The sequence below is a fragment of the Nocardioides sp. cx-173 genome (genome assembly GCF_021117365.1).
Taxonomy (GTDB): domain Bacteria; phylum Actinomycetota; class Actinomycetes; order Propionibacteriales; family Nocardioidaceae; genus Nocardioides.
The window spans coordinates 398,984-421,832 of record NZ_CP088262.1 but is presented as its reverse complement, the minus strand read 5'-3'; the positions used below and the strand labels follow the sequence as shown (position 1 = coordinate 421,832).

Annotated in this window: 6 protein-coding genes; 1 reads left to right on the top strand and 5 read right to left on the bottom strand. The window is 71.3% G+C overall.

The features are described 5' to 3' along the window. Window positions 1-6: 6 nt before the first annotated feature. From LQ940_RS01905 to LQ940_RS01895, 3 genes are all read right to left on the bottom strand, one after another. Window positions 7-1,014: a sugar phosphate isomerase/epimerase family protein gene (locus LQ940_RS01905; RefSeq protein WP_231240864.1), complete on the bottom strand. Its 1,008-nt coding sequence runs from the start codon at window positions 1,012-1,014 to the stop codon at window positions 7-9. A 53-nt stretch (window positions 1,015-1,067) separates the two neighbouring features. Next, window positions 1,068-5,798 (bottom strand): family 16 glycoside hydrolase, encoded by a 4,731-nt coding sequence (locus LQ940_RS01900; protein ID WP_231240865.1) that lies wholly within the window; start codon window positions 5,796-5,798, stop codon window positions 1,068-1,070. 80 nt (window positions 5,799-5,878) lie between these two features. After that, window positions 5,879-8,020 (bottom strand): MMPL family transporter, encoded by a 2,142-nt coding sequence (locus LQ940_RS01895; RefSeq protein WP_231365066.1) that lies wholly within the window; start codon window positions 8,018-8,020, stop codon window positions 5,879-5,881. Between the two features lie 122 nt (window positions 8,021-8,142). Between LQ940_RS01895 and LQ940_RS01890 the strand changes: the two genes are divergently transcribed. Beyond that, entirely contained in the window at window positions 8,143-9,384 is a 1,242-nt protein-coding gene (locus LQ940_RS01890) for an ROK family transcriptional regulator (RefSeq protein WP_231240867.1), read from the top strand. Window positions 9,385-9,519: 135 nt separating this feature from the next. Here the strand turns inward: LQ940_RS01890 and LQ940_RS01885 are convergent, their stop codons facing one another. Together LQ940_RS01885 and LQ940_RS01880 are read right to left on the bottom strand one after the other, a co-directional pair. Beyond that, the gene (locus LQ940_RS01885) at window positions 9,520-15,255 is read right to left on the bottom strand and encodes a ThuA domain-containing protein (protein ID WP_231240868.1); all 5,736 of its coding nucleotides are present in this window, start codon (window positions 15,253-15,255) and stop codon (window positions 9,520-9,522) included. 82 nt (window positions 15,256-15,337) lie between these two features. After that, entirely contained in the window at window positions 15,338-22,717 is a 7,380-nt protein-coding gene (locus tag LQ940_RS01880; RefSeq protein ID WP_269214183.1) for a PKD domain-containing protein, read from the bottom strand. Window positions 22,718-22,849 lie beyond the last annotated feature (132 nt).

Here is a 22,849-nt window from a genome sequence, read left to right as displayed (position 1 = left end):
CCGACCTCAGGAGGAGCTGGAGAAGGCGGCGTCGAACGCCGCCGCCGGTGGGTCGAAGGCCAACCGGCGTACGAACTCCAACGCCTCGGGCGCACCCACGAGACGGTCCATTCCGGCGTCCTCCCACTCGACGGAGATGGGCCCGGCGTAGCCGATGGTGTTGAGCATCCGGAAGCACGCCTCCCACGGCACGTCGCCGTGGCCGGTCGAGACGAAGTCCCAGCCGCGACGCGGGTCGGCCCACGGCAGATGGGAGCCGAGCCGGCCGTTTCGGCCGTTGCCGACCTGACGCTTCGCGTCCTTGCAGTCGACGTGGTAAATCCGGTCCCGGAAGTCCCACAGGAACCCCACCGGGTCGAGGTCCTGCCACACGAAGTGGCTGGGGTCCCAGTTCAGGCCGAAGGCCTCGCGGTGACCGATCGCCTCCATCGCGGCGACCGTCGTCCAGTAGTCGTAGGCGATCTCGGAGGGGTGCACCTCGTGCGCGAAGCGGACCCCGCACTCGTCGAACACGTCGAGGATGGGGTTCCAGCGGTCGGCGAAGTCGCGGTAGCCCGCTGCGACCATCTCCTCGGTCGCCGGCGGGAACATCGCGACGTACTTCCAGATGGCGGACCCGGTGAACCCCACCACCGTCTCGACGCCCAGGCGCTGGGCGGTGCGCGCGGTCAGCTTCATCTCCTCCGCGGCGCGCTGCCGCACGCCCTCGGGGTCGCCGTCTCCCCACACCTGGCTGGACAGCATCGCCTGGTGGCGCCCGTCGATCGGGTCGTCGCAGACGGCCTGGCCCTTGAGGTGGTTGGAGATCGCGTAGACCTTGAGGTGGTACTTCTCCAGCAGGTCGAGCTTGGCCTGCACGTAGGCGTCGTCCTCGGCGGCCTGCCAGGGGTCGAGGTGGTCGCCCCAACATGCGATCTCGAGGCCGTCGTAGCCCCACTCGGAGGCCAGGCGGGCCACCTCCTCGAAGGGCAGGTCGGCCCACTGGCCGGTGAAGAGGGTGATCGGTCGTGGCATGTGTGCTCCTGGGTGAGTGTGCATCTCTCTGGTCGACGGACGAGGTGCCTCGATCAGCGGGTGAGCCTGACCGTCACCGTCGAGCGGGCGCCGCCCCTGAGCGTGACGGTCAGCCTGGCCTGGACTCGCGCCCGCTCGGCCAGCAGCGTGCGGGCCCGCCGGTTGAGGGCCAGCCGGACGGTGGCGGTCCGGCCGCCGGCGAGCGAGACCCGGGCGGTGCCGAGGACCTTGCCGCCCGACCTGAGGGTCAGGGTGCCGGCGCACCGGACGCCGACGGGGCGGCAGGTGACCTTGAGCGAGCCGGTACGCCGGGTCTTGCCCGCGTCCACCACGGGCGGACGGACGGTGAGCACCGGCTTGGGCGCGGGAGTGACGACCACCCGGACGACCGTCTGGCTGCCGCTCACCTGGCCGCCACCGGCGTAGGCGACGCTCAGGGAGCGCGTCCCGACCGTGGTCAGGGGACCCACCCTGACGCTCGCCCGGCCGCCGGCCAGCGTCCCGGCGCCGACCACCTTGGCGCCGTCGCGGACGGTGACCCGGCCCGTCGGCGTGGCGCCGTCGGCGGTCACGGTGACGGCGACGTCGGTGGCACCACCCACCCTCACCGAGGCGGGCCTCGCCGTCGCGGTGACGGTGGAGGCGACGACGTCGGGCTCCTCCAGGTTGTTGATCCGGACGTTGCGGAAGAACACGTCGTCCTGGTCGCCGTGGGTCTGCAGCCCGATGTGGGAGGGCAGGTTCATCCGGTTGGGATCGGTGTCGGTGAAGTCGTTGATCAGGGTGCCGTTGAGGTACACCCGGATCCGGTCTCCCTCGACCACGATCTCGTAGGCGTTCCACTGGCCGGGGGGCTTGAGTGCCGCGTCGCGAGCCTGGGCGTCGGCGGCCTGGAAGTTGTAGATCGCCCCCGTGGTGCTGTCGGCGTCGTCGCTCGGGTCGATCTGGACCTCGTGACCTTGGGTGATCGGCCCGCCCGAGGACGTCCCCGGGTCAGGGAACCCGACGAAGACACCGGAGTTGTCGTCGCCCGGCATCATCCAGTCGAGCTTGAGCGAGTAGGCGTAGTCGATCGGCTCGGGGTGCCAGAGCAGGCCGAACGCTCCCACCGACTTGATCGAGCAGTCGTCCTGTCGGACGAACCGGCCGCCGTCGGCCATCTCCCAGTCCTCGAGGCTGGCGCGGGTGCCGTCGAAGAGCGAGGTGTAGCCGATCTCCGGCCGGACCGGCAGGCAGGTCTCCGGCGGGTCCGGGACCACCGGCGGCTCACCCAGCGTGAAGTCGTCGAACCTGGCCACCTCGGCGCCGGTGCCGTTGTAGGCGGCGACGCCGACCAGCGGGTTGGCCAGACCGCCCGCACGCCAGCCGTCGCCGATCGTGACCCAGGTGGCCCCGTCATCGACCGAGTACGCGCCCTGGAGCAGCTCTCCGTCGGACCACATGCGCAGCCGGATGTCGGTCTGCTGCCCGGTGGCGATCGGCGCGTTGGCGTACTGCAGGCTGCCATTGGTCACGCGGGCGAGCTCGGTCGTCCACCCGTTGGTCGGGTGACGCATCACCATGACCTTGCCGTAGTCGCTGGTGCTGCCCCACACGGTCAGGCCGGCCTGGAGGTAGTCGTCGGTGCCGTCGATCGAGACGGTGGTCTCCGCCATCCAGGTGCTGGGGTCCTCGCCGGTCACCGGCTGCAGGATGACGTTCTTGGCGTCGGTCTGCCCGCCGCTGAGGTCACCGGCCTGGGCGTCGATCTCGAGCTTGCCGCCGGCCACGCGATAGCGGTCGGCGTCCTCGTTGAGGACGTTGGTCCAGCGGCAGCGGTCGAGCGCGTCGCCCTCGAACGGGTCATCGGTGTCGCCCACGGGGTCACACGTGACCGGTGCGGGCAGCCTCACGTCGAGGTAGTCGAGGTTGACGTTGCCGTCGTCGTTGGTGTCGTAGCGGAAGATGACGGTGTTCTCGCCGACCCGCAGCGGCAGCTCGCCGGTCCAGGTGCCCCAGGTCTGCCAGGAGCCCGTGCTGGGCAGCGTGATCTGGCGCGGTGTCCCGTTGACCTCGACGGTGAGCCTCTTCGGGCCGTCGTAGGGGTTCGGTCCAGCCGCGTAGCCGAGCGTGACCGGGTGGTTGCCGGCGCTGGTGGTGCTGACGTTCAGGCGCACGCTGGCGCCCGCGTTCTGGAAGCCGCCGACGAAGCCTGAGCCGGAGTAGCCCGGGTGCTCGGTCTGTGCGCTGGCGCCGCCGTTGAGCATCCCCTCCTCGGCCTCGTAGCGGATGCCGTCCTGCGGGACGATGCTGAGCACGTCGAGGTTGACGTTGCCGTCGTTGCCCTCGTCGTAGCGGATCTCGACGGTGTTGGCACCGGCGGCCAGGTCCACGGCCCGGCGGAAGGTGCCGTAGGTCTGCCAGGTGCCCGTGGAGGGCAGGGTGACGACCTGGCTCTCACCGTTGACCATCAGGGTGACGGTCTTGGGGCCCTGGAACGGGTGGGGGCCGTTGCTGTAGCGCAGGCTCAGGTCGTAGGTGCCGGCCTCGTCGACCGTGACCGCCGAGCGTACGCCCGCACCGACCTTGTCGAAGCCGCCGACGTACCCGGTGCCGCTGTAGCCGGCGTGCTCGCTCTGCACGTTGGCGCCGCCGAGGAGCTGCTGGTCCTCCTGCTCGTAGACGCCTTCCGGGGGCTCGGGAGCCACGTAGCCGGGGTAGCTGTTCAGCGTGTACCAGCCCTCGGTGCTGTAGAGCTGCTCGCCGCTCTCGGCGGCGAAGGGCCGTGGGGAGCGCAGGTGGACGACGCGATCGGGACGCAGGCCCGCGATCGCCAGGGTCACGGTGCGGCCGTCCTCGGAGGCGGTCGCCGAGGTGACCTCGAGCGTCTCCTCGTTGATCTTCGGGCCGCCGTACTGGGCGGTCGGGCGGTAGCCCCACTGCGTGACGACGTACTTGTCGGGCAGCGACGCCAGGGTCTCCGCACCGATCGGGTGGGTGTAGGTGACCTTGAAGCCTCCCTCGACGACCTCCATGGACTTCATCTCGAACGGCGCGACACCGGTCGGGACGAGCTTCTGCAGGCCGTAGGTCAGCTTGCCGGGCTGCTGCCAGTTGCCGCCGCCGCCGATGCCGCCGACGATCATGGTGCCGCCGTCGCCGAGGAGGACCTCGTTGATGCCGGCCTCCAGGCCCTGAGTCCCGCGGAAGACGGCTCCCTGGTACTCGCCCTCGACCTTCTCGAGGAAGGCGCGCTGGAGGCCGCCGTAGGTGACGTCGCCGATCATCATCTGACCGGCGAAGGGCTGGCCCTCGGGCACCATGACCGGGGTGCTCGGCGAGTTGGCGATCTCGTTCTGCGGCAGCCACAGCACCGGCTTGGCGACGGGGTTGTCCTGGAACGGCCCGGCCGGGGTGGTCATGTGGTTGAAGAAGCGGTCCTGCTTGATGTGGACCAGCTTGCTGGCCGGCAGCCAGCCGCCCTGGTTGTCGGTCACGAAGGCGTCGCCCTCGGGACCCCAGCCGATGCCGTTGGGGGTGCGCAGGCCGCCCGCGACCAGCGTCATCTCGCCGGTGGTGTCGTCGACGACGATGCTGTTGCCGCGGATGGTCTTGCCGTCGATGGTGGGAGCCTGCTGCGGGTTGGTGGTGGCGCCGCCGTAGTCGATGGACACCGAGAGGTTGAGGTAGAACTTGTCGCCCTTGTGCAGTAGGCCGAAGGCGAATTCGTGGAAGTTGCCGCTCGTGGGCACCGTCCACAGCGCCGACTTCGGCTCGTCGAGGAGACCGTTGCCGTCGGTGTCGACGAACTTGCTCAGCTGGTCCTTCTCGCTGACGTAGTACTCGGGCTCCCCGTTGCCGTCGACATCCACGACCGCGACGCCCTGAGGCTCGCGCAGGTCGCCGACGAGCTCGGTGGCGGTGACATCCTCGGGGCCGTCGGCGGTCTTGACGCCGGTGAGCCGGAAGAGCTTGCCCTCGGAGGTCTGGTCGACCGGGTCGCCCGTGCCGCCCCAGGTGAGGACGAGCAGGTCGTCGCCGTCCCACGCCATGCCGGTGACCTTGGGGTCGAAGCCCGGCGGACGCAGGTTGACGACGGCGTAGGCCGGGTTGAGCCCGGCGAGCTGGAGGCCGTCGCCGGGAGAGTCCGCCGCGCCCTCGCACTCCTTGTTGCCGGGGGCGGTCACGCGGGTGACCTTCTCCGGGGTGGAGAGGACCGAGGTCGGGACGAGGGTGAACGACGCGTCGCCCGGCTTCTTCCAGCTCAACGTGACCTGCTGGCCACCGCCGGCCTCGAAGTGCTCGATGAACAGCCGGTGGCTGCCGGCGCTCAGCGAGACGGTGCCGGTCTTGGGGTCCGCGCCGTGGAGACCGTCGTGGTCGATGACGACCTCGTCGTCGAGGGAGAGCCGCGACCCGTCGTCGCTGCGCAGCTCGAACTCGTAGCTGCCCGCCGTGGCGATGTCGAGGTCGGCCAGCGTGTGGCTGATGAAGTTGTCCTCGCGCCCGGCGTCACCGAAGTCGGCAGGCGTCGTCCAGTTGATCGTCGGCTTGAGGAGATCGACGTTCGGGGTCTGGCCCGACTTGAGCGTGCAGATCTCCTCCAGGTTGTAGGGCACGTGGAAGACCCGCATGGTGACGCCCGGCTCGTTGCCCGCAGGCACGGCCTGCGCGACCGCGCCGGCGCTCGCGCCCGGTGCCGCCGTCGCGGCCAGGACGCCCATGCCGGTGGCGACGGCGAGCCCGACGGCGAGGACCCGATGTGCTCCGCGCGTGGCGGGCGAGCGGTGGGAAGCAGATGACACCGAGGTCGTCCCTCCAGAAGGTATGACGGCCGTCACACGAGCGGCTAGGTCGATTATGACGACAGCGGCACGACTTCTGTCTAGTGCTCAGTTGAAACTTTTCGACTTCGCCCGGCCGCGGGTGCCGGAGCGGCGAGCGGGACGAACGGCCGCCACCAGTTGCGACGGCCCAGCAGGCTCATCGACGCAGGCAGCAGCAGCCCCCGGACCACGGTGACGTCGAGCAGGACGGCGACCGTCATCCCGACGCCGATCTCCTTGACCGCCACCAGCTCGCCGAACGCGAAGCCGAGGAAGACGATCCCGATACAGACCGCGGCGGCCGAGACGACCGGGCCGGTGGCGGTGATCCCTGCGAGGACGGCGCGGTCGTTGGCCGCGTGCGTGTCGTCGCGCCGCCGGTCCCACTCCTCCTTGATGCGCGAGAGCAGGAAGACCTCGTAGTCCATGGAGAGGCCGAAGACGAACAGGGAGAGCAGCAGGGGCGTGGTCAGGTCGATGGCGCCCCAGGGCTCGAAGCCGAGGAGCCCGGAGCCCCATCCCCACTGGAAGATCGCCACGAGCACCCCGCCGGTGGCCGCCAGCGTCAGCAGGTTGAGCAAGAGGGCCTTGAGCGGGACGACGACGGACCCGGTGAGGACCAGCAGCAGCACGAACGTCGCGAGCAGCACGAGGGCCAGCGCGAGCGGCAGCCGGTCCACGGTGGCGTGCTTGGCGTCGACCAGCTCGGCGGCCGGCCCACCCACCAGCAGCGGCAGCCCGCCGAGAGCCCGGACGTCGCGCACCAGCTCCTGGGCCTCGGGATCGGTCTGACGCCCCTCCGGCACCACCTCGAGCCAGGTGACGCCGTCGAGGTCGTCGCGCACGAAGACCTCGTCGGCGCCGGGCAGGTCCTCGAGGTCCTCGAGGAGTCGCTGCACCTGCGCCACCTCGGGGTCGCCCTCGACGAGGACCGAGAGCGGCTGCCGGGCCTCGTCGAAGTCCGCCTCGATCACCTCGGCGGTCCGCCGCTCCTCGCTGCCGGGAGGCAGCGCCGACGCGTCGGAGTTGGCCAGCTGCAGCTGCAGCACCGGGGCCGCGAGCACCAGCAGGGTCCCGACCCCCGCCAGCGCGACCAGGACCGGGCGACGCTGGGCGAAGCCGGCCAGCCCGGCGAGGACGCCCGCGCCTCCCCGGGGGCGAGCAGGACGACGCCAGACCCACGTGCGCGCGCCGCGAGCGGGGATCTGGCGGTGGGCGACCGCGATCAGGGCGGGCACCAGCGTCAGCCCGGCCACCGTGGCCAGCACCACCACGAGGACGCCGCCCAGGGCCATGGCCGACAGCAGTGGGTCGGCGAAGACGTAGAGGCCGAGCATCGCCGTGGCGACCGCGAGCCCCGAGACGAGCACGGCGCGGCCGGCGGCCGCCGTCGTCCGGCTGAGCAGCACGTCGAGCGGAGCCTTGCGGTCGGCAGCCCGCTCCTCGCGGAACCGGAAGACCATGAGCAGGCTGTAGTCGACGGCGAGCCCGATGCCGAGCAGCGTGACGACGTTGACGGCGTACTCGCTGACGGGAACGAGGCCCGCCAACGCGCTCAGGGCCAGGAGCGTGGTCGCGATGACGGCGAGGGCCGCGGCCAACGGGACGGCGGCGGCGCGCAGCCCGCCGAGGACGAGCAGGAGGGCCACCGCGAGGAAGCCGAGGGCGATCAGCTCGCCGCGGACGGTGTCGGCGATGGCCTGCTCGGCGAAGGCCTGCCCGGCCAGCAGCTCACCGCCGACGAGCACCTGAGGTGCGTCGATGGCACGCAACGCCTCGGCCACCTCGCCGGCGACGGACAGGGCCTCGTCCTCGCTCAGCCCGCGCTCCAGCTCGACGACCACGAGCGAGCTCTGGCCGTCGTCACCGATGACGCCGCCCGAGGTGTAGGCGTCGGTCACCTCCGAGACGCCGTCGATCTCCCGGATCTCGAACATGATGCGGCTGGCCTGGCTGACCAGATCGGTCGCGAAGAACTCCCTCCCGGCGATGACGGCCACGACAGACTCCCCCTGGGGATCGAGCTCGTCGATGCGCTCGTGCACCTGCGTCGACTCCAGTCCCGGGCGACTGCTCTCCAGGGTGTCGGTCCGGTCGTAGACCGATCCACCCAGGACCGCTCCGGCCGCCGTGGCGAGCACCCATGCGGCGAGCACCCAGTGGCGCCGCCGGGCGAGCCCGCCACCCAGTCGCGACAGCACGCGTCCTCCGTCCGTCACACCCCACCTGTGCCCGAGGACTTTTGCCAGCGCGGCAGGCAGAACTGGGCCATGCGTCGCACAGTATCGCTCCCTGGTTGCCTTCCGCGTGCCAGAATGAGCGCATGACGCAGACCCTCCCCGCCGCGAGCGCGGAGGCCGCGACCCCGATGCCGACGGCGGCACCGCCCGGCGGCGGCGACCTGCTCAACCTGATGCTCGACGGGCAGCCGCGCACCCGCGCCGACCTCATCGAGCTCACCGGCCTGGCGCGGTCCACCGTCGCCGGCCGCATCGAGGGCCTGCTCTCGGTGGGCCTGCTCCAGCCCTCGGGTCAGAGCCGTTCCACCGGTGGCCGGCCGCCCACGCGCTTCGCGTTCAACCCCCGCGCCAAGCTGGTGCTGGCCGCCGACTTCGGGGTCACCCATGGCCGGGCCGCGCTCACCGACCTCACCGCCACCGTGCTCGCCGAGGAGGTGAGCGACCTCGACATCGCCGCCGGGCCCGAGGCGACCCTCGGCTGGCTCGTCGACGTGGCCGACCGGCTCCTCGCCCAGGTGGGGCGGCGCCGTAGCGACCTCGCCGGCGTCGGCATCGGGCTGCCGGGCCCGGTCGAGCACCAGACCGGTCGCCCGGTGAAGCCGCCGATCATGCCCGGCTGGGACGACTTCGACGTCGCCGCATGGGTCACCGAGCGCATGGGCGTCCCGGTCCTCGTCGACAACGACGTCAACCTGATGGCTCTCGGCGAGCACTCCGTGGTCTACCCGCAGGTCGAGCACCTCGTGTTCGTCAAGATCTCCACCGGCATCGGCGCGGGCATCATCAGTGGCCGGCGCCTGCATCGCGGCGCCCAGGGCTCCGCGGGCGACCTCGGGCACGTGCAGAGCCCCCGCGGTGGCGACGCCCTGTGCAGCTGCGGCAACCGCGGCTGCCTGGAGGCCATCGCCAGCGCACGCACCATCGCCCAGGAGCTCGACCCCGACCACCTCGGCGGCGCCGACGCCTCCCGGCTCGTCCTGGAGCGCCTCTCCCACGGGGACCGCGACGCCGTCGCCGCCATCCGACGCGCCGGCCGCGACATCGGCGAGGTGCTCGCCTCCTGCGTCAGCCTGATGAACCCCTCGGTCATCGTCCTCGGCGGCGCGCTGGGCGGCGGCGCCCCCAGCCTCCTGGCCGGCGTGCGCGAGGCCATCTACGCCCGCTCGCTGCCGCTCGCCACCGGAGAGCTCATCGTCGTCCCCGCGCAGACCGGCGAGCACGCCGGCGTCATCGGCGCGGCCACCATGGCCGTGCAGCAGTACCTGGCGCCGCAGTCGGTGGACGCGATGCTGGCGAACCCGCCGGCGCACGCGGTCGTGCTGTAGCCCCCAGGCCCGATGGGGCCTCGTCGGCGCGACGCCGCTCGAGGCCGACGCGCGTCGCCGACGGGTGCCGGAGGCCGGGCGCCCCGGGGGTCTCCCCCGAGGTGCCCGGCCTCCGAGCGGTGCCGTCGGGTCCCGTCAGCGGCGGATGCGGAAGCTCCACCTGGTGACCGTCCGGTTGCCGGCGGCGTCGATCGCCACCAGGCGCACGGTGTGGCGACCGACCGACATGGCTCTGCCGGGCGTCCAGGTCATCCGGTCACGCGCGCGGTCGAACCGCACACCCCGGACCCGCCTGCCGTCGACAGACAGCTCCACGGCACGCACCCTCGACGTGGCGTCGGTGACGACGGCCCGCACCGTGGGCGTCCGGTCACGGACGCTGCCGGTCGGGCCCACCGCGCGGATGCGTGGTCCCGTGCCGTCGACGGTCCAGGTCGCCGTGGCCGGCGTGGCGTCGACGCCACCCGCGGTCACCGCCCGGACCCGGACGGTGTGCCGGCCGTCCCTGAGCCCCCGCAGGGTCCTCGGGGACGTGCACGGGGTCCACGCCGAGCCGTCGAGAGAGCACTGGAACGTCGCCGCGCCGGCGCCGGGCCCGGTGGCGGCGAACCGGATGGTCGCCGTCCGCGCCCGGATGGTGCCGCGGGGCGCCGCCGTGATCCGGGTGTCGGCCACGGGCTCCGCGGCCTCGGTCACCGTGACCGTCACCGTGCCGGTGTCGGAGCCCTCTCCGTCGGAGACGGTGTAGTCGAAGGTGTCCGTGCCGGTGTAACCGGCGTCCGGCGTGTAGGCCACCGTGCCGTCGGGGTTGACCGCCGTGGTGCCGTGCGCCGGGTCGGTGGCCCCCGTGACGGTCAGGTCATCGCCGTCCGGGTCGGTGTCCCCGCTCAGGACGGGCACGTCGACGCGCGTGTCCTGCGGCGTGGTGGCGGTGTCGTCGTCGGCGACGGGGGGCCCGTTCTCGGCGCCGCTCCCGGTGACCCGGAAGTACTCGAACGTCGCCGTCCGGCCGGGTTGCTGGACGCCGATGGCGAAGACCCCGAAGTCCATGTCGGCGGACGGGTTCGTGACGGTGCCGACCGGCTGCCAGTCACCGCCGTCGAAGGCCACCTCCCCGAAGTAGCTGTCGCCGGTCTTGGTCAGCCGCAGCCGGTACGACGAGACGTTGGCCGGGGCGGCGACCTCGGGCTGTGGGTTGAGGATCGCCGCGTTGGACTCCGAGCGGAGCTCCACCCGGTTGATGCGACCCGCGTTGGTGTCGGAGATCGGGTCCAGCTTGACGTAGTTGTCGTCGTCGCCGTAGACGATCAGCCCGGCCTGCGCGTAGCCGTCGGTGTAGGTGCCCGACAGTCGCGTCTCGAGGACGTAGTCCTCGGAGGCGTTGTTGTGCGACTGCAGGATCAGGTTGGTCGTCGCCGACGGGTCGGAGGTCTGGTAGAGGTCACCGGCCGTGGTCGTGATCGTCAGCCCTCCTTCGCTGACCTCGTAGCGGCTCGGGTCCTCCCGCACGATGGCGTTCCACCGGCACGAGTCCAGCTCGCTGCCGTCGAACTCGTCGGTCGGCTCGACCGTCTCCCCGTTGCCGTCCGGCTCGAAGCGGATCCAGTCGAACGACGCCTCGGGCGTCGTGGCCGCAGCTCCCGACACCGCGGCCGGACCGACCCGGGGATCGGCGAAGCTGGACATCGGTGCCGGCCGGCCGACCGGCGAGAAGGTCTCGCCGTCGGTCGAGTACGACGCCCTCAGGTCGGTGCCGTCGGAGGTCAGCCGCACGTAGTAGGTCGAGGGGAACCCTGCCGGGACGCCGCCGAGCTTGTCCTCCGCCTCGTTACGCGGCTGGCCCGCAGCCTCGTAGATGAACTCCACGTCACGACTGCCGCCGGCCGAGATCAGGTGCACCGAGGCGTAGTGGTCGTCGTCGGAGTAGAGCCGCAGACCTGCCTGGTGGTAGTTCTCGGTGACCTCGGCGCTCACCTTGGCCGTCACCTGCCACTGACCCGCGGGGGTCTGCTGCAGGATCAGGTCGTTGACGTTGCCTCCCGGCCCGTAGAGGCTCGAGCTCGCGATCGGCATCCTGAGGCTGCCGTCGGAGACGCTGTAGCCGCCTGCCTCCCGGACGACCTCCCACTTCCCGTCGAGCGACGTGCCGTCGAACTCGTCGGACTGCTGGACGCCACAGCTGTCGAGGACCCGGACCTGGACCGTCGAGGTTGCGGTGGCCCCCTGCGCGTCGGTAACGGTGAGACGCGCGGTGTAGGTGCCCGGCTGGGTGTAGGTGTACTGGGCGTTCAGCGTGGTGGCCGTGTCCCCGTCACCCGGGACGCCGAAGTCCCACGCGTAGGTGAGCGCGTCGCCGTCGTAGTCGGACGCCGAGCCGGTGAAGTCGACCGTCAGCGGCGCCGTGCCCGAGGTGGGGGCGGCCTCCGCTCCGACCTGAGGCCTGGAGTTGAGCGACACCCCCTTGCCGGCGGCGTCGAGGAAGTTCAGGTTGAACAGGCCGGTGGCAGCGGGGTTGGCGTTCGTGAACACCAGGAAGAGCTCGTGCGAGCCCTGCTGCGCCGACGCGGCGATGTCCATGTCGACGAACCGCCAGCTCTGCCAGCCTCCGGTGACCGGCACGTCGACGGTGCCGGCCAGGGGGCCGGTCGGGCTGTCCAGACGGGCCTCGATGGTGCCGCCGGCTCCGGCCGAGGCGACGCGGAAGCGCAGCTTGGGCACCTGGAACAGGCTGATGGGCTCGTAGGAGACGTAGTCACCGGCGTCGATGTTGGACACGTTGCGGGCACCGCCCAGCGGGTCGGTCGTGGCCTCGGTGGCCACTCCCTGCTGGGTCGTGAAGTGCTCGGCCTGCTTGCGCTTGGGCTGCAGGACCGCCTCGTCCTCGCCGGTCAGCGCCTGGGCGCCCGTGCCACCCTCGTCGGTGTAGCTGGCGTTGATGACACCGAAGATGTTGGCCGACGGGTCGTGGCCCTCGTCGCGGATCGTCTGGAGATCCAGCACACAGCCGGTCCCGCCGCTCAGCGGGTGTCCATGGGAGTCGTGGCCCAGCACGTAGTCGATCTCGACCCTGCTGCAGTCGATCTCGCCGTCCTCGGGGTCGGTGACCTGGACCTCGACGCGGACCCGGTCGCCGAACTCGAAGAACGCGCCGTCGGGCGGCATCACGATCTCGACCGTGGGCTCGGTGTTGCCGACCGTGATCACCACGGTGGCCACGCCGGTGCGCCCGGTGGTGTCGGTGACCGTGAGGCGCGCGTCGTAGACGCCGTTGGCGGTGTAGGTGAACGACGGGTTGGCCTGCGTGGAGTCCACGGTGCCGTCGTTCTGGAAGTCCCAGGCGTAGGAGGCGATCGAGTCACCCTCGTCGGGGTCGCTCGAGCCCTCGCTCGAGAACTGCACCACCAGCGGCGCCTGGCCGGAGGTGGGAGTCGCGCTGGCGGTGGCGCTCGGCGAGCGGGCGCCCTCGTTGATCGCGTTGATCTTGTAGATCGCGGAGTTCTCGTTGCCGGTGAAGTAGCCACCGTTGCCGTAGTCGAGGACGTAGAGCGAGCCGTCGGGTCCGAACTCCATGTCCATGACCGCGTAGAGCGTCGAGGAGTCGAAGAACGGGTCGATGCCCGCCACGTCGCCCTCGGCGTCCATCGCGACGTCGCGGATCCAGCCTCGGGTCCACTCGCCCGCGAAGAAGTGGTTGTCGAAGTACTCGGGGAACTTCACGTCCGACTCGAGGTCGGGGTCGTAGTTGTAGACCGGCCCCGCCATGGGGCCCTCGCCGCCGCCACCGAACTCGTTGGTGGTGCGGCCGCCGTAGGTGACGTTGCCACCGTCGTAGGAGATCCACGCCGGCTGGGCCGGCGGCAGGTCGGTCAGCCCGGTGTTGTGCGGGCTGTTGTTGACCGGGGCCGCGCAGTTGAACTTCGGGCCGGAGGTGCCGGTCGCGAAGTCGTAGTCGTTGTAGGTCTCGGCGGCGGTGTTGGCGCCGGTGCAGTAGGGCCAGCCGAAGTTGCCGGCCTGGCGGATCTGGTTGAACTCGACCTGCCCTCCCGGGCCACGCGTGGGGTTGGCGGAGCCGGCGTCGGGGCCGTACTCGCCGACGTAGACGTAACCGGTGCGCTTGTCGACCGTCATGCGGAACGGGTTGCGAAAGCCCATCGCGTAGATCTCGGGACGGGTCTTCTGGTTCGTGTCGGCAGCCTCGTCGAAGAGGTTGCCCGCCGGGACCGTGTACGACGCCGCGGCCGGGTCCGGCTTGATCCGGATGACCTTGCCGCGCAGGTCGTTGGTGTTGGCCGCGCTGCGCTGGGCGTCGTAGGCCGGGTTGCGCGTCTCGCGCTCGTCGAGCGGGCTGTAGCCGTCCGAGGCGAACGGGTTGGAGTCGTCACCCGTGGAGAGGTAGAGGTTGCCGTCGGCGTCGAAGTCGATGGCGCCGCCGGCGTGGCAGCAGATGCCGCGGTCCGCCTCGACGCGCAGGAGCTCCTGCTCGGTGCCGAAGTCGAGGTCGTCGTCGACCATCCTCACGCGCGAGAGACGGTTGTAGCCGCTCCAGGTCGCCCAGGTCGCGGCGGTCCCGTCGTTGGGGGCGTCACCGGCGGGAGTGTCGAGCGGCGGGGCGTAGTAGAGGTACACCCAGCCGTCCTGCTCGAAGTCCGGGCTGACCGCGATGCTCTGCAGCCCATCCTCGTCGTGGCTGTAGATCGGCACGTCGTGGAGCTCGGTGGTGTTGCCCTCGAGGTCGGTCAGGAAGATCCGGCCGTCGCGGGCGTTGTGGAGCACCCGGCCGTCGGGCAGCACCGACAGCGCCATCGGCTCGCCGATCTTGTCGTCGCCCTTGGCCAGCGTGATCTGGTCGAACGACACGTCGCTCGGCGGCAGGTCGGTGCAGGCGTCCGGGGCCTGGTCGGCGGCGTACTGGATGCCGCCGAGCAGGTGGTTGCGGAACAGCGGCTCGCTGAACGAGGCATCGGTGTGGCCGCCGCCGGTGTAGAAGCTGCGGCCGCCGTCGAACTCCTGGTACCAGGCGATCGGGTGGTCGTCGTCGGTGGCGTTGCCGTCGTTCTCGGCGTAGGTCGACTCGTCGAGCGTGGCGATCACGTTGACGTCGCCGCGCGGGCTGTAGTCGGCGCCGCCGCCGTTGACGACCGGGTTGTCCTTGGACTGGAAGTTGTACCACTCGTCGGTGCGGACCCACTCGTCCGGCAGCGCGCAGGACGAGGCGGTCGTCTTGTCCTCGACGTTGACCGTCGCGGTCGGGGTGCCGGCCGGGTGGCTCTGGAAGTAGGCGCCCACCAGGTCGCCGTACCAGGGCCAGGTGTACTCGGTGTCGGAGGCCGCGTGCACGCCGACGTAGCCGCCGCCGGCCTGGATGTACCTCTCGAACGCCGACTGCTGGGTGTCGTCGAGCACGTCGCTGGTGGTCGAGAGCCAGACGACGGCCTCGTACTGCGCCAGGTTGGCGTCGGTGAACTGGGTGGCATCCTCCGTCGCGGTGACGTTGAAGCCGTACTGCGCTCCGAGACGCTGGACGGCGCGGACCCCCGCGCCGATCGAGCCGTGACGGAAGCCGGTGGTCTTGCTGAAGACCAGGACGTCGTACGTCGCCGGCGCAGGCAGTGCCGGGGCCGCAGCGGCGGCACGCGCTGGAGCGGCGGCACGCGGCGCGGGGGCGGTCTGCACCACGGCGGGCGCCGCGGCGGACAGGTCGCCGGACGCCACAGCGGGCACGTCGGGGGGCAGGTCGGCGGGCGCACCGGCCGGGGCGGCCGAGGCCGGGCCGCCGGTCATGGTGCCGATGACGGCCACGGCCGCCAGGCCTGCGACGCCCGCCTTGAGGGACGCCTTGATGCGCGTGGCGGGTGAGCGGAAGCTGCTCATGCTGTCCTGCCTTCTCTTGACTCCGGCGTCGTTGCCGGACTGCTGCGGTGGAGGGTGCGGGAGGGGGTGGTGCCCGGCCGGGTCATCGCCGGAGGGTGAAGCGCCATTGCGTGACGGTGCGGTTGCCGGCCGCGTCGACCGCGACCAGCCGGACGGTGTGGCGACCCACGGAGAGCGGGCGGCCTGAGGTCCAGGTCATCCGGTCGGCCCGGGCGTCGTAGCGCACCCCACGGACCACGCGGCCGTCGACTCGGAGGGTGAGCTGGTTGCGGGTCAGCTGGCTGCCCGGGTCGCTCACCGTGGCGCGGAACGTGGGCGTCCGGTCGCGCGTGCTGCCCTTCGGGCCGGTCGCCCGGACCACGGGCCCACGGGTGTCGACCCGCCAGGTGTACGTCGCCGGCGTGGCGTCGGTGTTGCCCGCCGCGTCGGTGGCGCGGACCCGCATCCGGTGGACGCCGTCGCGCAGGTTGCGCAACGTCGCCGTGGCCGCGCACGGGCGGTAGGCCGAGCCGTCGAGGCTGCAGGCGAAGGTGCCGCCGGTCTCGCTGGAGGAGAACCGCAGGGTCGCGGTCCGGCTCCTGGTCACGGCGCGCGGACCGGAGAGCACGCGGGTCTGCGGCGCGACGGTGTCGGTCCCTCCACCCTGCTCGACGACGATCTCGACGGAGTCGGTGGCCTCCTGGCCGGTGGCCTCGTCGGTCACGGTGACGGTGGCGGTGTGGGCGCCGGCCTCGGTGTAGGTGTGCTCCGGGGCCTCGCCCGCGCCGGTCTCGCCGTCGCCGAAGTCCCAGGCATAGCTCAGCCCGGTCGGCTCGAGGTCGACGCAGCCGATCCGCTTCGCCGGGTTGTCCGGGTCGTGCACGACGATCGAGACCGCCTTGGGGCCGGCCCGCTGCTCGCTGTGCTCCATCAGGTCCGGGCTGGCGCCGGTGGCGTCGGAGGTGAACGGCAGCCAGATCTCGTTGTCCTCGCCGTAGGGCAGCGTCTCGTCGAAGCGGAAGTGCGGGCCGCCGTTGGCGGGCGACGAGCAGGCCTGCTCGTGGACGTGGACCATGTGGGCGGCGTTGGGCTTGAGCCCGCTGACCGAGAGGGAGGTCATCGTGTGGCCGGCCCCCCGGGTCAGCTCCGCCTCGCCCGTCAGCTCCGGGTAGGTCGTCAGCCCGTCGGCGAAGGGCTTGATCTCGCCGGCGGTCCGCGACGCCTCGGTGACCGTCGTCGCGAAGGCGACGTCGAGCGGCGAGGCGCCCCGCGTCGGCGTGGCCGTGGCCTCGACCCCGAGCACCGGCTCCACCGGATCGCCGCCGACGACGACCTGCACGCTGGCCGTGCCCGTGTTCCCCTCGGGGTCGGTGGCGCTCAGCACCGCCGTATAGGTGCCCGGCTGGGTGTAGGTGTACTGCGCCCGCGCCGTGGCCGCCTTGTCGGTGTCGGTCCCGGGTACGCCGAAGTCCCAGGCATAGGTGATGTCCCCACCCTGCTTGTCCTGGGCACCGCCCATGAAGATCACGTTGAGGGGCGCCGTTCCAGATCTGGGATTGGCGCTGGCGGTGACGATGGGCTTGACCCCGCCGGTGACGGTGATCAGGAAGTCGTCCTCGTAGACGCCGCCCTTCCCGTCGGAGACCTTGAGCGTCGCGGTGTAGCGGCCGGGGGTCGTGTAGTTGAAGTGGGCATGCGTCGACGTCGACTTGTCGGAGCTGTCGTCGGCGGTTCCGAAGTCCCACTCGTAGGTCAGCGGGTCGCCGTCGGGGTCCGTGGCCTGGGCCTCGAAGTGGACGTAGAGCGGCGCTCCGCCCGTGCGCGGGTCCACTAGCGGGGTGGCCGTCGGTGGCCGGTTGGGCTCGGCCGCCTCGACCACCACGGTGCCGCGCATCGTCCCGCCGTGGATCGAGCACCAGTACTCGTAGGTGCCGGGCTTGGTGAAGGTGTAGCGGACCGGCGCCCCCTGGGGGTCGCGGTACTCCCGCAGCGGCGGGTCCCAGTCGTCCGCGGAGTCGAGCGAGGTGATGTCGTGGGCCATGGTGGCGCGGTCGAACTGCCACTCCACGGTGTCGCCGACCTGGACGGTCACCTCCGAGGTGCCGGTGTCGGCCGAGACCCACTGGTTGGTGGTGGCGGTGTCGACGGCGTCGACGACCCAGGTCCGGCCTCCGGACGCCGGGTCGCCGGCGAAGCGGACGTAGTCGTACTCGGCGACCGGTGCGGTCGAGGCGCTGCCCCGCAGCGCCATCACGCCGACGCGCGGCGCGTTGATGCCCTCCAGGGTCCGCTCGTCGCCCACCTTGGTGAAGGTCTCGCCGTCGGTCGAGTAGTAGCCGGTCAGCTTGGTGCCGTCGGAGGCCATCCGCAGCCAGAACGTGGTCGGGAAGTCGGCCGGGAGGAACGGCCCGCCGAAGTCTCCCCCACCGGTGTGCCAGTTGCCGCTGAAGTCGAAGCTGTTGTTGGGATCGCTGCTCTTGAGGAACTCGATCCACTCGTTGCCGCCCGTGCTCTTGCGCACGAACATCAGCTTGGCGAAGCCGGAGCCGGCGGCGCCCGCGACCACGAGCCCGGCCTGCTGGCCCTCCTCGTCGGGGTCGAAGGTCAGCTTGGTCGTGGCCTGCCACTCACCCTCGGCGGTCGCCTGGGTGATGACGTTGGAAGCGGTGGAGTACTCGCCCGGGCCGGCCTGCAGGCGGAGCGCACCGTCGCCGACCTCGTAGAGATCGGGGTTCGCGCGGCGGATGCTCCAGCGGCAGTTGTCGAGCAGCTCGTCATCATTGAACTCGTCGGAGCGCCGCTGGTCGCACGGCGGCTCCTCGACGGGAATCAGCGCGGAGATCGCGAAGATGTGCAGCTTCGGGTCGACGGGCAGGGTGATGCTGGCGACCTCCTTGTCCTGGAGCGGGACGGACTGCGCCCAGAGGAACACCCGGGGTCCGGTGTTGCCGCCGGAGTCGTGGCGGTGCGGCATGTCGACCGCGACCGTCTCGCCGAACTTCGGGGACTGCGCCCAGTCGGTGAAGCGCAGCTGCACCGTGGACGTCGTGCCGTCGGCGTAGGTGAGGGTCGCCGGCTGCTGCACGTCGCCGTTGTGGGCGGCACCCAGGACGCTCAGCCCCGTGAAGCGGCCACCCGGGAGCGCGATCACCTGGCCGTCGGCCTCGACGTTGTTGAGCTTGCCGTCGGCCGGGCTCGGGAACTCGTAGTCGACCCCCTCGATGACCACCGGACCCCCGTTGGCGCGCACGGGCTCGGGCAGCGTCTCGCTGGCGTAGGTCCACCCGCCGCCGTCGAAGTTGCCGTCGCCGGGGTTGTCCGGCGTCGAGATGCCGTCGTTGTTGAAGTACGACGTCAGGTCGGCCACGGCGCGGCACACGCCGCTCTCGAGAGCGCGCACCCGCACGGTGGCGGTGCCCACGTTGCCGTCGGGGTCGGTCACGGTCAGCGTCGCGGTGTAGGACCCCGGCCGCTGGTAGGTGTAGCTCGGGTTCGCCTGCGTCGAGGTGTCGTCGTCGCCCTGGTCGCCGAAGTCCCAGGCGTAGGTGACGCTCTGGTCCTGCGGGTCCGTGGCGGAGCCGGTGAAGTCGACCCGCACCGGCGCGATGCCACAGCTCGGGGCGGCGGAGGCCTGGGCGACCGGGTCGGTCAGCACGACCACCGCCGTGGCGTCCACGGGCTGGCCGCGGGTCCCGTCGACGTCGATCGGGGTGACCGTGGCAGTGAAGCTGCCCTCGCCCGTGTAGGTGTGCTCCACGACGGCACCGGCGGTCTGCGGAGCCGAGCCGTCGCCGAAGTCCCACTCGTAGGTCAGCGCGTCGCCCTGCCGGTCGACACCGTCGGCGGTGAAGGTGACCTCGAGCGGGGCGGCGCCCCGGGCCGGGCTGACGGCGACGGTGTTGACGAAGGGCTCGTCGACGACCAGGGGCTTGATCTGGACGTTGCGGAAGGACACGGTGTCGGCGGTGCCGTGGTTCTGCAGGCCGACGAAGCCGGTGGTGCCGCGGGAGCCGTCGGAGGTGTAGCGGTTGACCTCGACGCCGTTGAGGGTCATCACGTAGGTCTGGCCGACGACCCGGATCTCGTAGTCGTTCCACTCCCCGTGGGGCTTGGCGTTGCGTCGGTCCTCGCGGTCGAAGTTGTAGACCGAGCCGGTCTTCTGCGGCTCGTCGTTGGCGGCCCCCTCCTTGATCTGGATCTCGTGGCCGCGGTCGACCGCGACGAACGGGTCGTCGCCGGGGTCGGGGAACCGGGTGAAGACGCCGGAGTTGTCACCGTCGTCGGACAGCTTGAACTGCAGCTTGAGCGAGTAGTCGTCGTACTGCTTGACGTCGTTCCACAGCAGTCCCAGCCCACCGAACGAGGTCAGGGCGCAGTCCTCGACGGTGAACCCGCCGGGGCCGGACTGCTTCCAGCCGGTGAGGTCGCGACCGTTGAACAGCAGCTCGTAGCCGGCGTCGGGTGTCGGCGGGGTGGCGCAGGCGCGCCGCACCACCACGTCGACGGTCTTGGCGCTGCTCTTGCCGGTGGCGTCGGTCGCGGTGACTCTTGCCGTGTAGCTGCCCGGCGCGGCATAGGTGTAGCTGACCGCCGCACCGGCGGCGGTGTCGTCCTCGGTGCCGGGGACGCCGAAGTCCCAGGCGTAGGTGATGGCGTCGTCGTCGGGGTCGGTGGCGGTGGCCGTGAAGTCGACCTTCAGCGGCGCGGCGCCGTCGGCGGGGGTCGCGGTGGCGCTGGTGATGAACGGCGCGACGTCGGCCGCGACCCCGGTGCCGGCGAAGCCGATCTCGTCGAAGTTGATCTCACCGCCGCCGGTGTAAACGAAGAACAGCGCGCGTCCCCCCTGGTCGGCGACCCGGCTGGTGACCTGACCGGTGACCGTCTTGTAGAAGTAGAGGCCGGAGGTGGCGCCGTCGAGGGGGATCCGGGCGGCCACGGGCCCCATGGCCGAGCCCGCGCGGGCCTCGATCGCCGCGCCGGCGGCCGGGGAGCCGGAGTAGCGCACCGAGATCGAGTTCATGTTGGCCAGGCTCATCGGCTGGTAGGACACCGAGTTGCCGTTGCCCATCCCGGTGATGATCCCGCCGGCGCCGGGACGCGTGCCGGACTTGTCGTCGTAGCCCGTCTCGCCGACGCCGGAGCGCCCGGTGGCGTGCTCGGCCTGACGGAGCTTGGGCTGCAGGGTGATGAAGTCCCGGCCCTCGAGCGGGCCGTTGACACCGCCGTTGCCGCCGGTGTCGGCGTAGGCGGCGGAGAGGACGCCGTAGGTGTTGGCGTCGGGGCCGTGGTCGGTCGAGGCAGCGGTGGTCATCACGCCCTCGCACCCGGTGACGCTGAGGTTGGGGTGCACGTGCGCGTCGTGGCCAAGGCCTTCGGAGACGGTGACCTTGGCGCAGTCGACCGGCGCCTCCTTGTCGGTGACGTCGACGTCGTAGCGGAGCTTGTCGCCGGAGTCGAAGAAGCCGCCATCGACCGGCGCCTTGAGGTCGACGACCGGTCGGGTGTTGCCGACGTTGACGATCGCCTGGGCGGTCGCGGTCTTGCCGGTGGGGTCGGTGACCGTGAGGACCGCGGAGTAGTCGCCGGCGGCGCTGTAGGTGTGGACCGGGTCGGCGGCCGTGGAGTCGACCGAGCCGTCGCGGTCGAAGTCCCAGGCGTAGGTGAGGGCGCCGCCGTCGGGGTCGCTGCTCCCGGCGCTGGAGAAGGTGACGCTGAGCGGGGTGTCACCCTCCGACGGCGTGGCGGTCGCCTTGGCGACCGGGGCCCGGCCGTTGGCGGCGTAGTCGATGCGGACCAGCTTGGTGTCGGGCGAGCCGGAGAAGAACCCGGAGCCGTACTCGAGGACGTAGAGCGAGCCGTCGGGCCCGAACTCCATGTCGCCGGGGGCGGAGAAGCCGCTCATGAACATGTTGATCGAGGCGATCGAACCGTCCTGGTTGAGGCGGACCTCCTTGATCCAGCCGCGGCTCATCTCGGAGATGAACACCGAGCCCTCGTAGTGCGTGGGGAACGCGGTCTCCTTGGCCATGGCGTTGCGGGACTGGCGATAGACCTGCGCGCCGGTCGGGGTGGAGCCCTCGACCTGGGGGTACTTGAACGGGGCGGAGGTGGAGTACGGGATCCAGGCGTCGGTCATCGGCGGCAGGTCGGCGAGGCCGGTGTTGTTGGGCGAGTCGTTGACGCCCTTCATGCCGGTCGGGTCGTTGCAGGGGAAGCGCTTCGGGGAGCCGTCGGCGTTGGTCTTGTAGCGGTCGGCCGTGAAGTCCCAGTCGACGTAGGCCCCGCCGAACCGCTGGTCGGTGAGGTCGTCGCCGACCTCGCCGCCGCAGTACGGCCAGCCGCCGTTCATCGCCTCCGTGGTGCGGTTGAACTCCTCCTGGTGGCGCGGGCCACGGTTCGGGTCGTTGGTGCGGGAGTCGGGGCCGACCTCGCCCCAGTAGAGCGCGTCGGAGCCGGGGTCGGTGCCGAGGCGGTAGGGGTTGCGCAGCCCCATCACGAAGATCTCGGGCCGGGTCTTGGCGGCCTCGGCGGCGGGGTACTTCGCCGCGGCGTACTTGCCGCCCTCGCCGAACAGGTTGCCGTCGGGGATGTCGTAGGACATGCCGGCGCTGCTCTCGGGAGGGTTCTCGTCACCGGCGTCGTCGGCGCGCGGGATGACGCGCAGGATCTTGCCGCGCAGGTCGTTGGTGTTGGCCGCGGAGTCCTGGGCGTCGTAGTCGTTGCGGCCGGGGCGCTCGTCGTGCGGCGAGAAGCCTCCGTTGTCGGAGGACGAGGTGTTGTCACCGGTCGCGAGGTGCAGGACGTCGCCGTCGAACTGCAGGGAGCCGGCGGAGTGGCAGCAGATGTTGCGCTGGGTGCCGACCTCGAGGATCACCTTCTCCGACGACTTGGCGATCGAGGCCGTGCCGGTCGCGGCGTCCTCGGTGAGCGTCAGGCGCGAGAGGCGGTTGGCGTTGTGCGACTCCGGCAGCGGGGCGTAGTAGACGTAGAGGTGGTTGTTGGTGGCGAAGTCCGGGTCGAGCGTGATCCCGAGGCCACCGTCCTCGAGCCCGCTCCACACGCCGAGCTCGGTGTTGAGCATGATGATCTCGATGGAGCCGTCCGCGGGGTCGTACATCTGGATGTCGCCGGCCCGGGTGATGAAGAGGACGCGGCCGTCGGGCGCGACGGTGAGCTCCATGGCCTCGCCCAGGGTGTTGCCCTGACCCAGCACGACCTTCTGGAACTTGCTGAGGTCCGGGGGGTCGGCGGCCAGCGATGCCGCGGTGGCCCCGGCCGAGGCCGCCGCCGGCGACGCCGTGTCCACGACGAGGTCGGAAGCGGCCGCCGCCGGGGCCGCGGCGACGGCCGCGACAGGGGGCAGCAGGCCCATCAGGCCTCCGGCCAGCGCGGCCACGAGGGCTGCGGCCAGGCCGCGGCGCGGCCCGCTGCGTACGGCGGGGCGGGAGCGTGCGCTCCCCGAGATCACCGAGTTCTGGGGCATGGAGCGTCGCCTAGCCCTTCCGAGTTGGCCAGCGGCCGAATCGCCGTGATGTCCGTCACACTAGGGAGCACATTTGCCCGGCGTCAATACATAAGTGCCCATCTTCTCGTCGCAGAGAGCGCGAATAACGCG

What these genes read in the sequence shown, in the direction of transcription:
- LQ940_RS01890 (WP_231240867.1), top strand. Translation starts at nt 8,143, where the DNA reads ATGACGCAGACCCTCCCCGCCGCGAGCGCGGAGGCCGCGACCCCGATG.
- LQ940_RS01885 (WP_231240868.1), bottom strand. Translation starts at nt 15,255, where the DNA reads ATGAGCAGCTTCCGCTCACCCGCCACGCGCATCAAGGCGTCCCTCAAG.
- LQ940_RS01880 (WP_269214183.1), bottom strand. Translation starts at nt 22,717, where the DNA reads ATGCCCCAGAACTCGGTGATCTCGGGGAGCGCACGCTCCCGCCCCGCC.
- LQ940_RS01905 (WP_231240864.1), bottom strand. Translation starts at nt 1,014, where the DNA reads ATGCCACGACCGATCACCCTCTTCACCGGCCAGTGGGCCGACCTGCCC.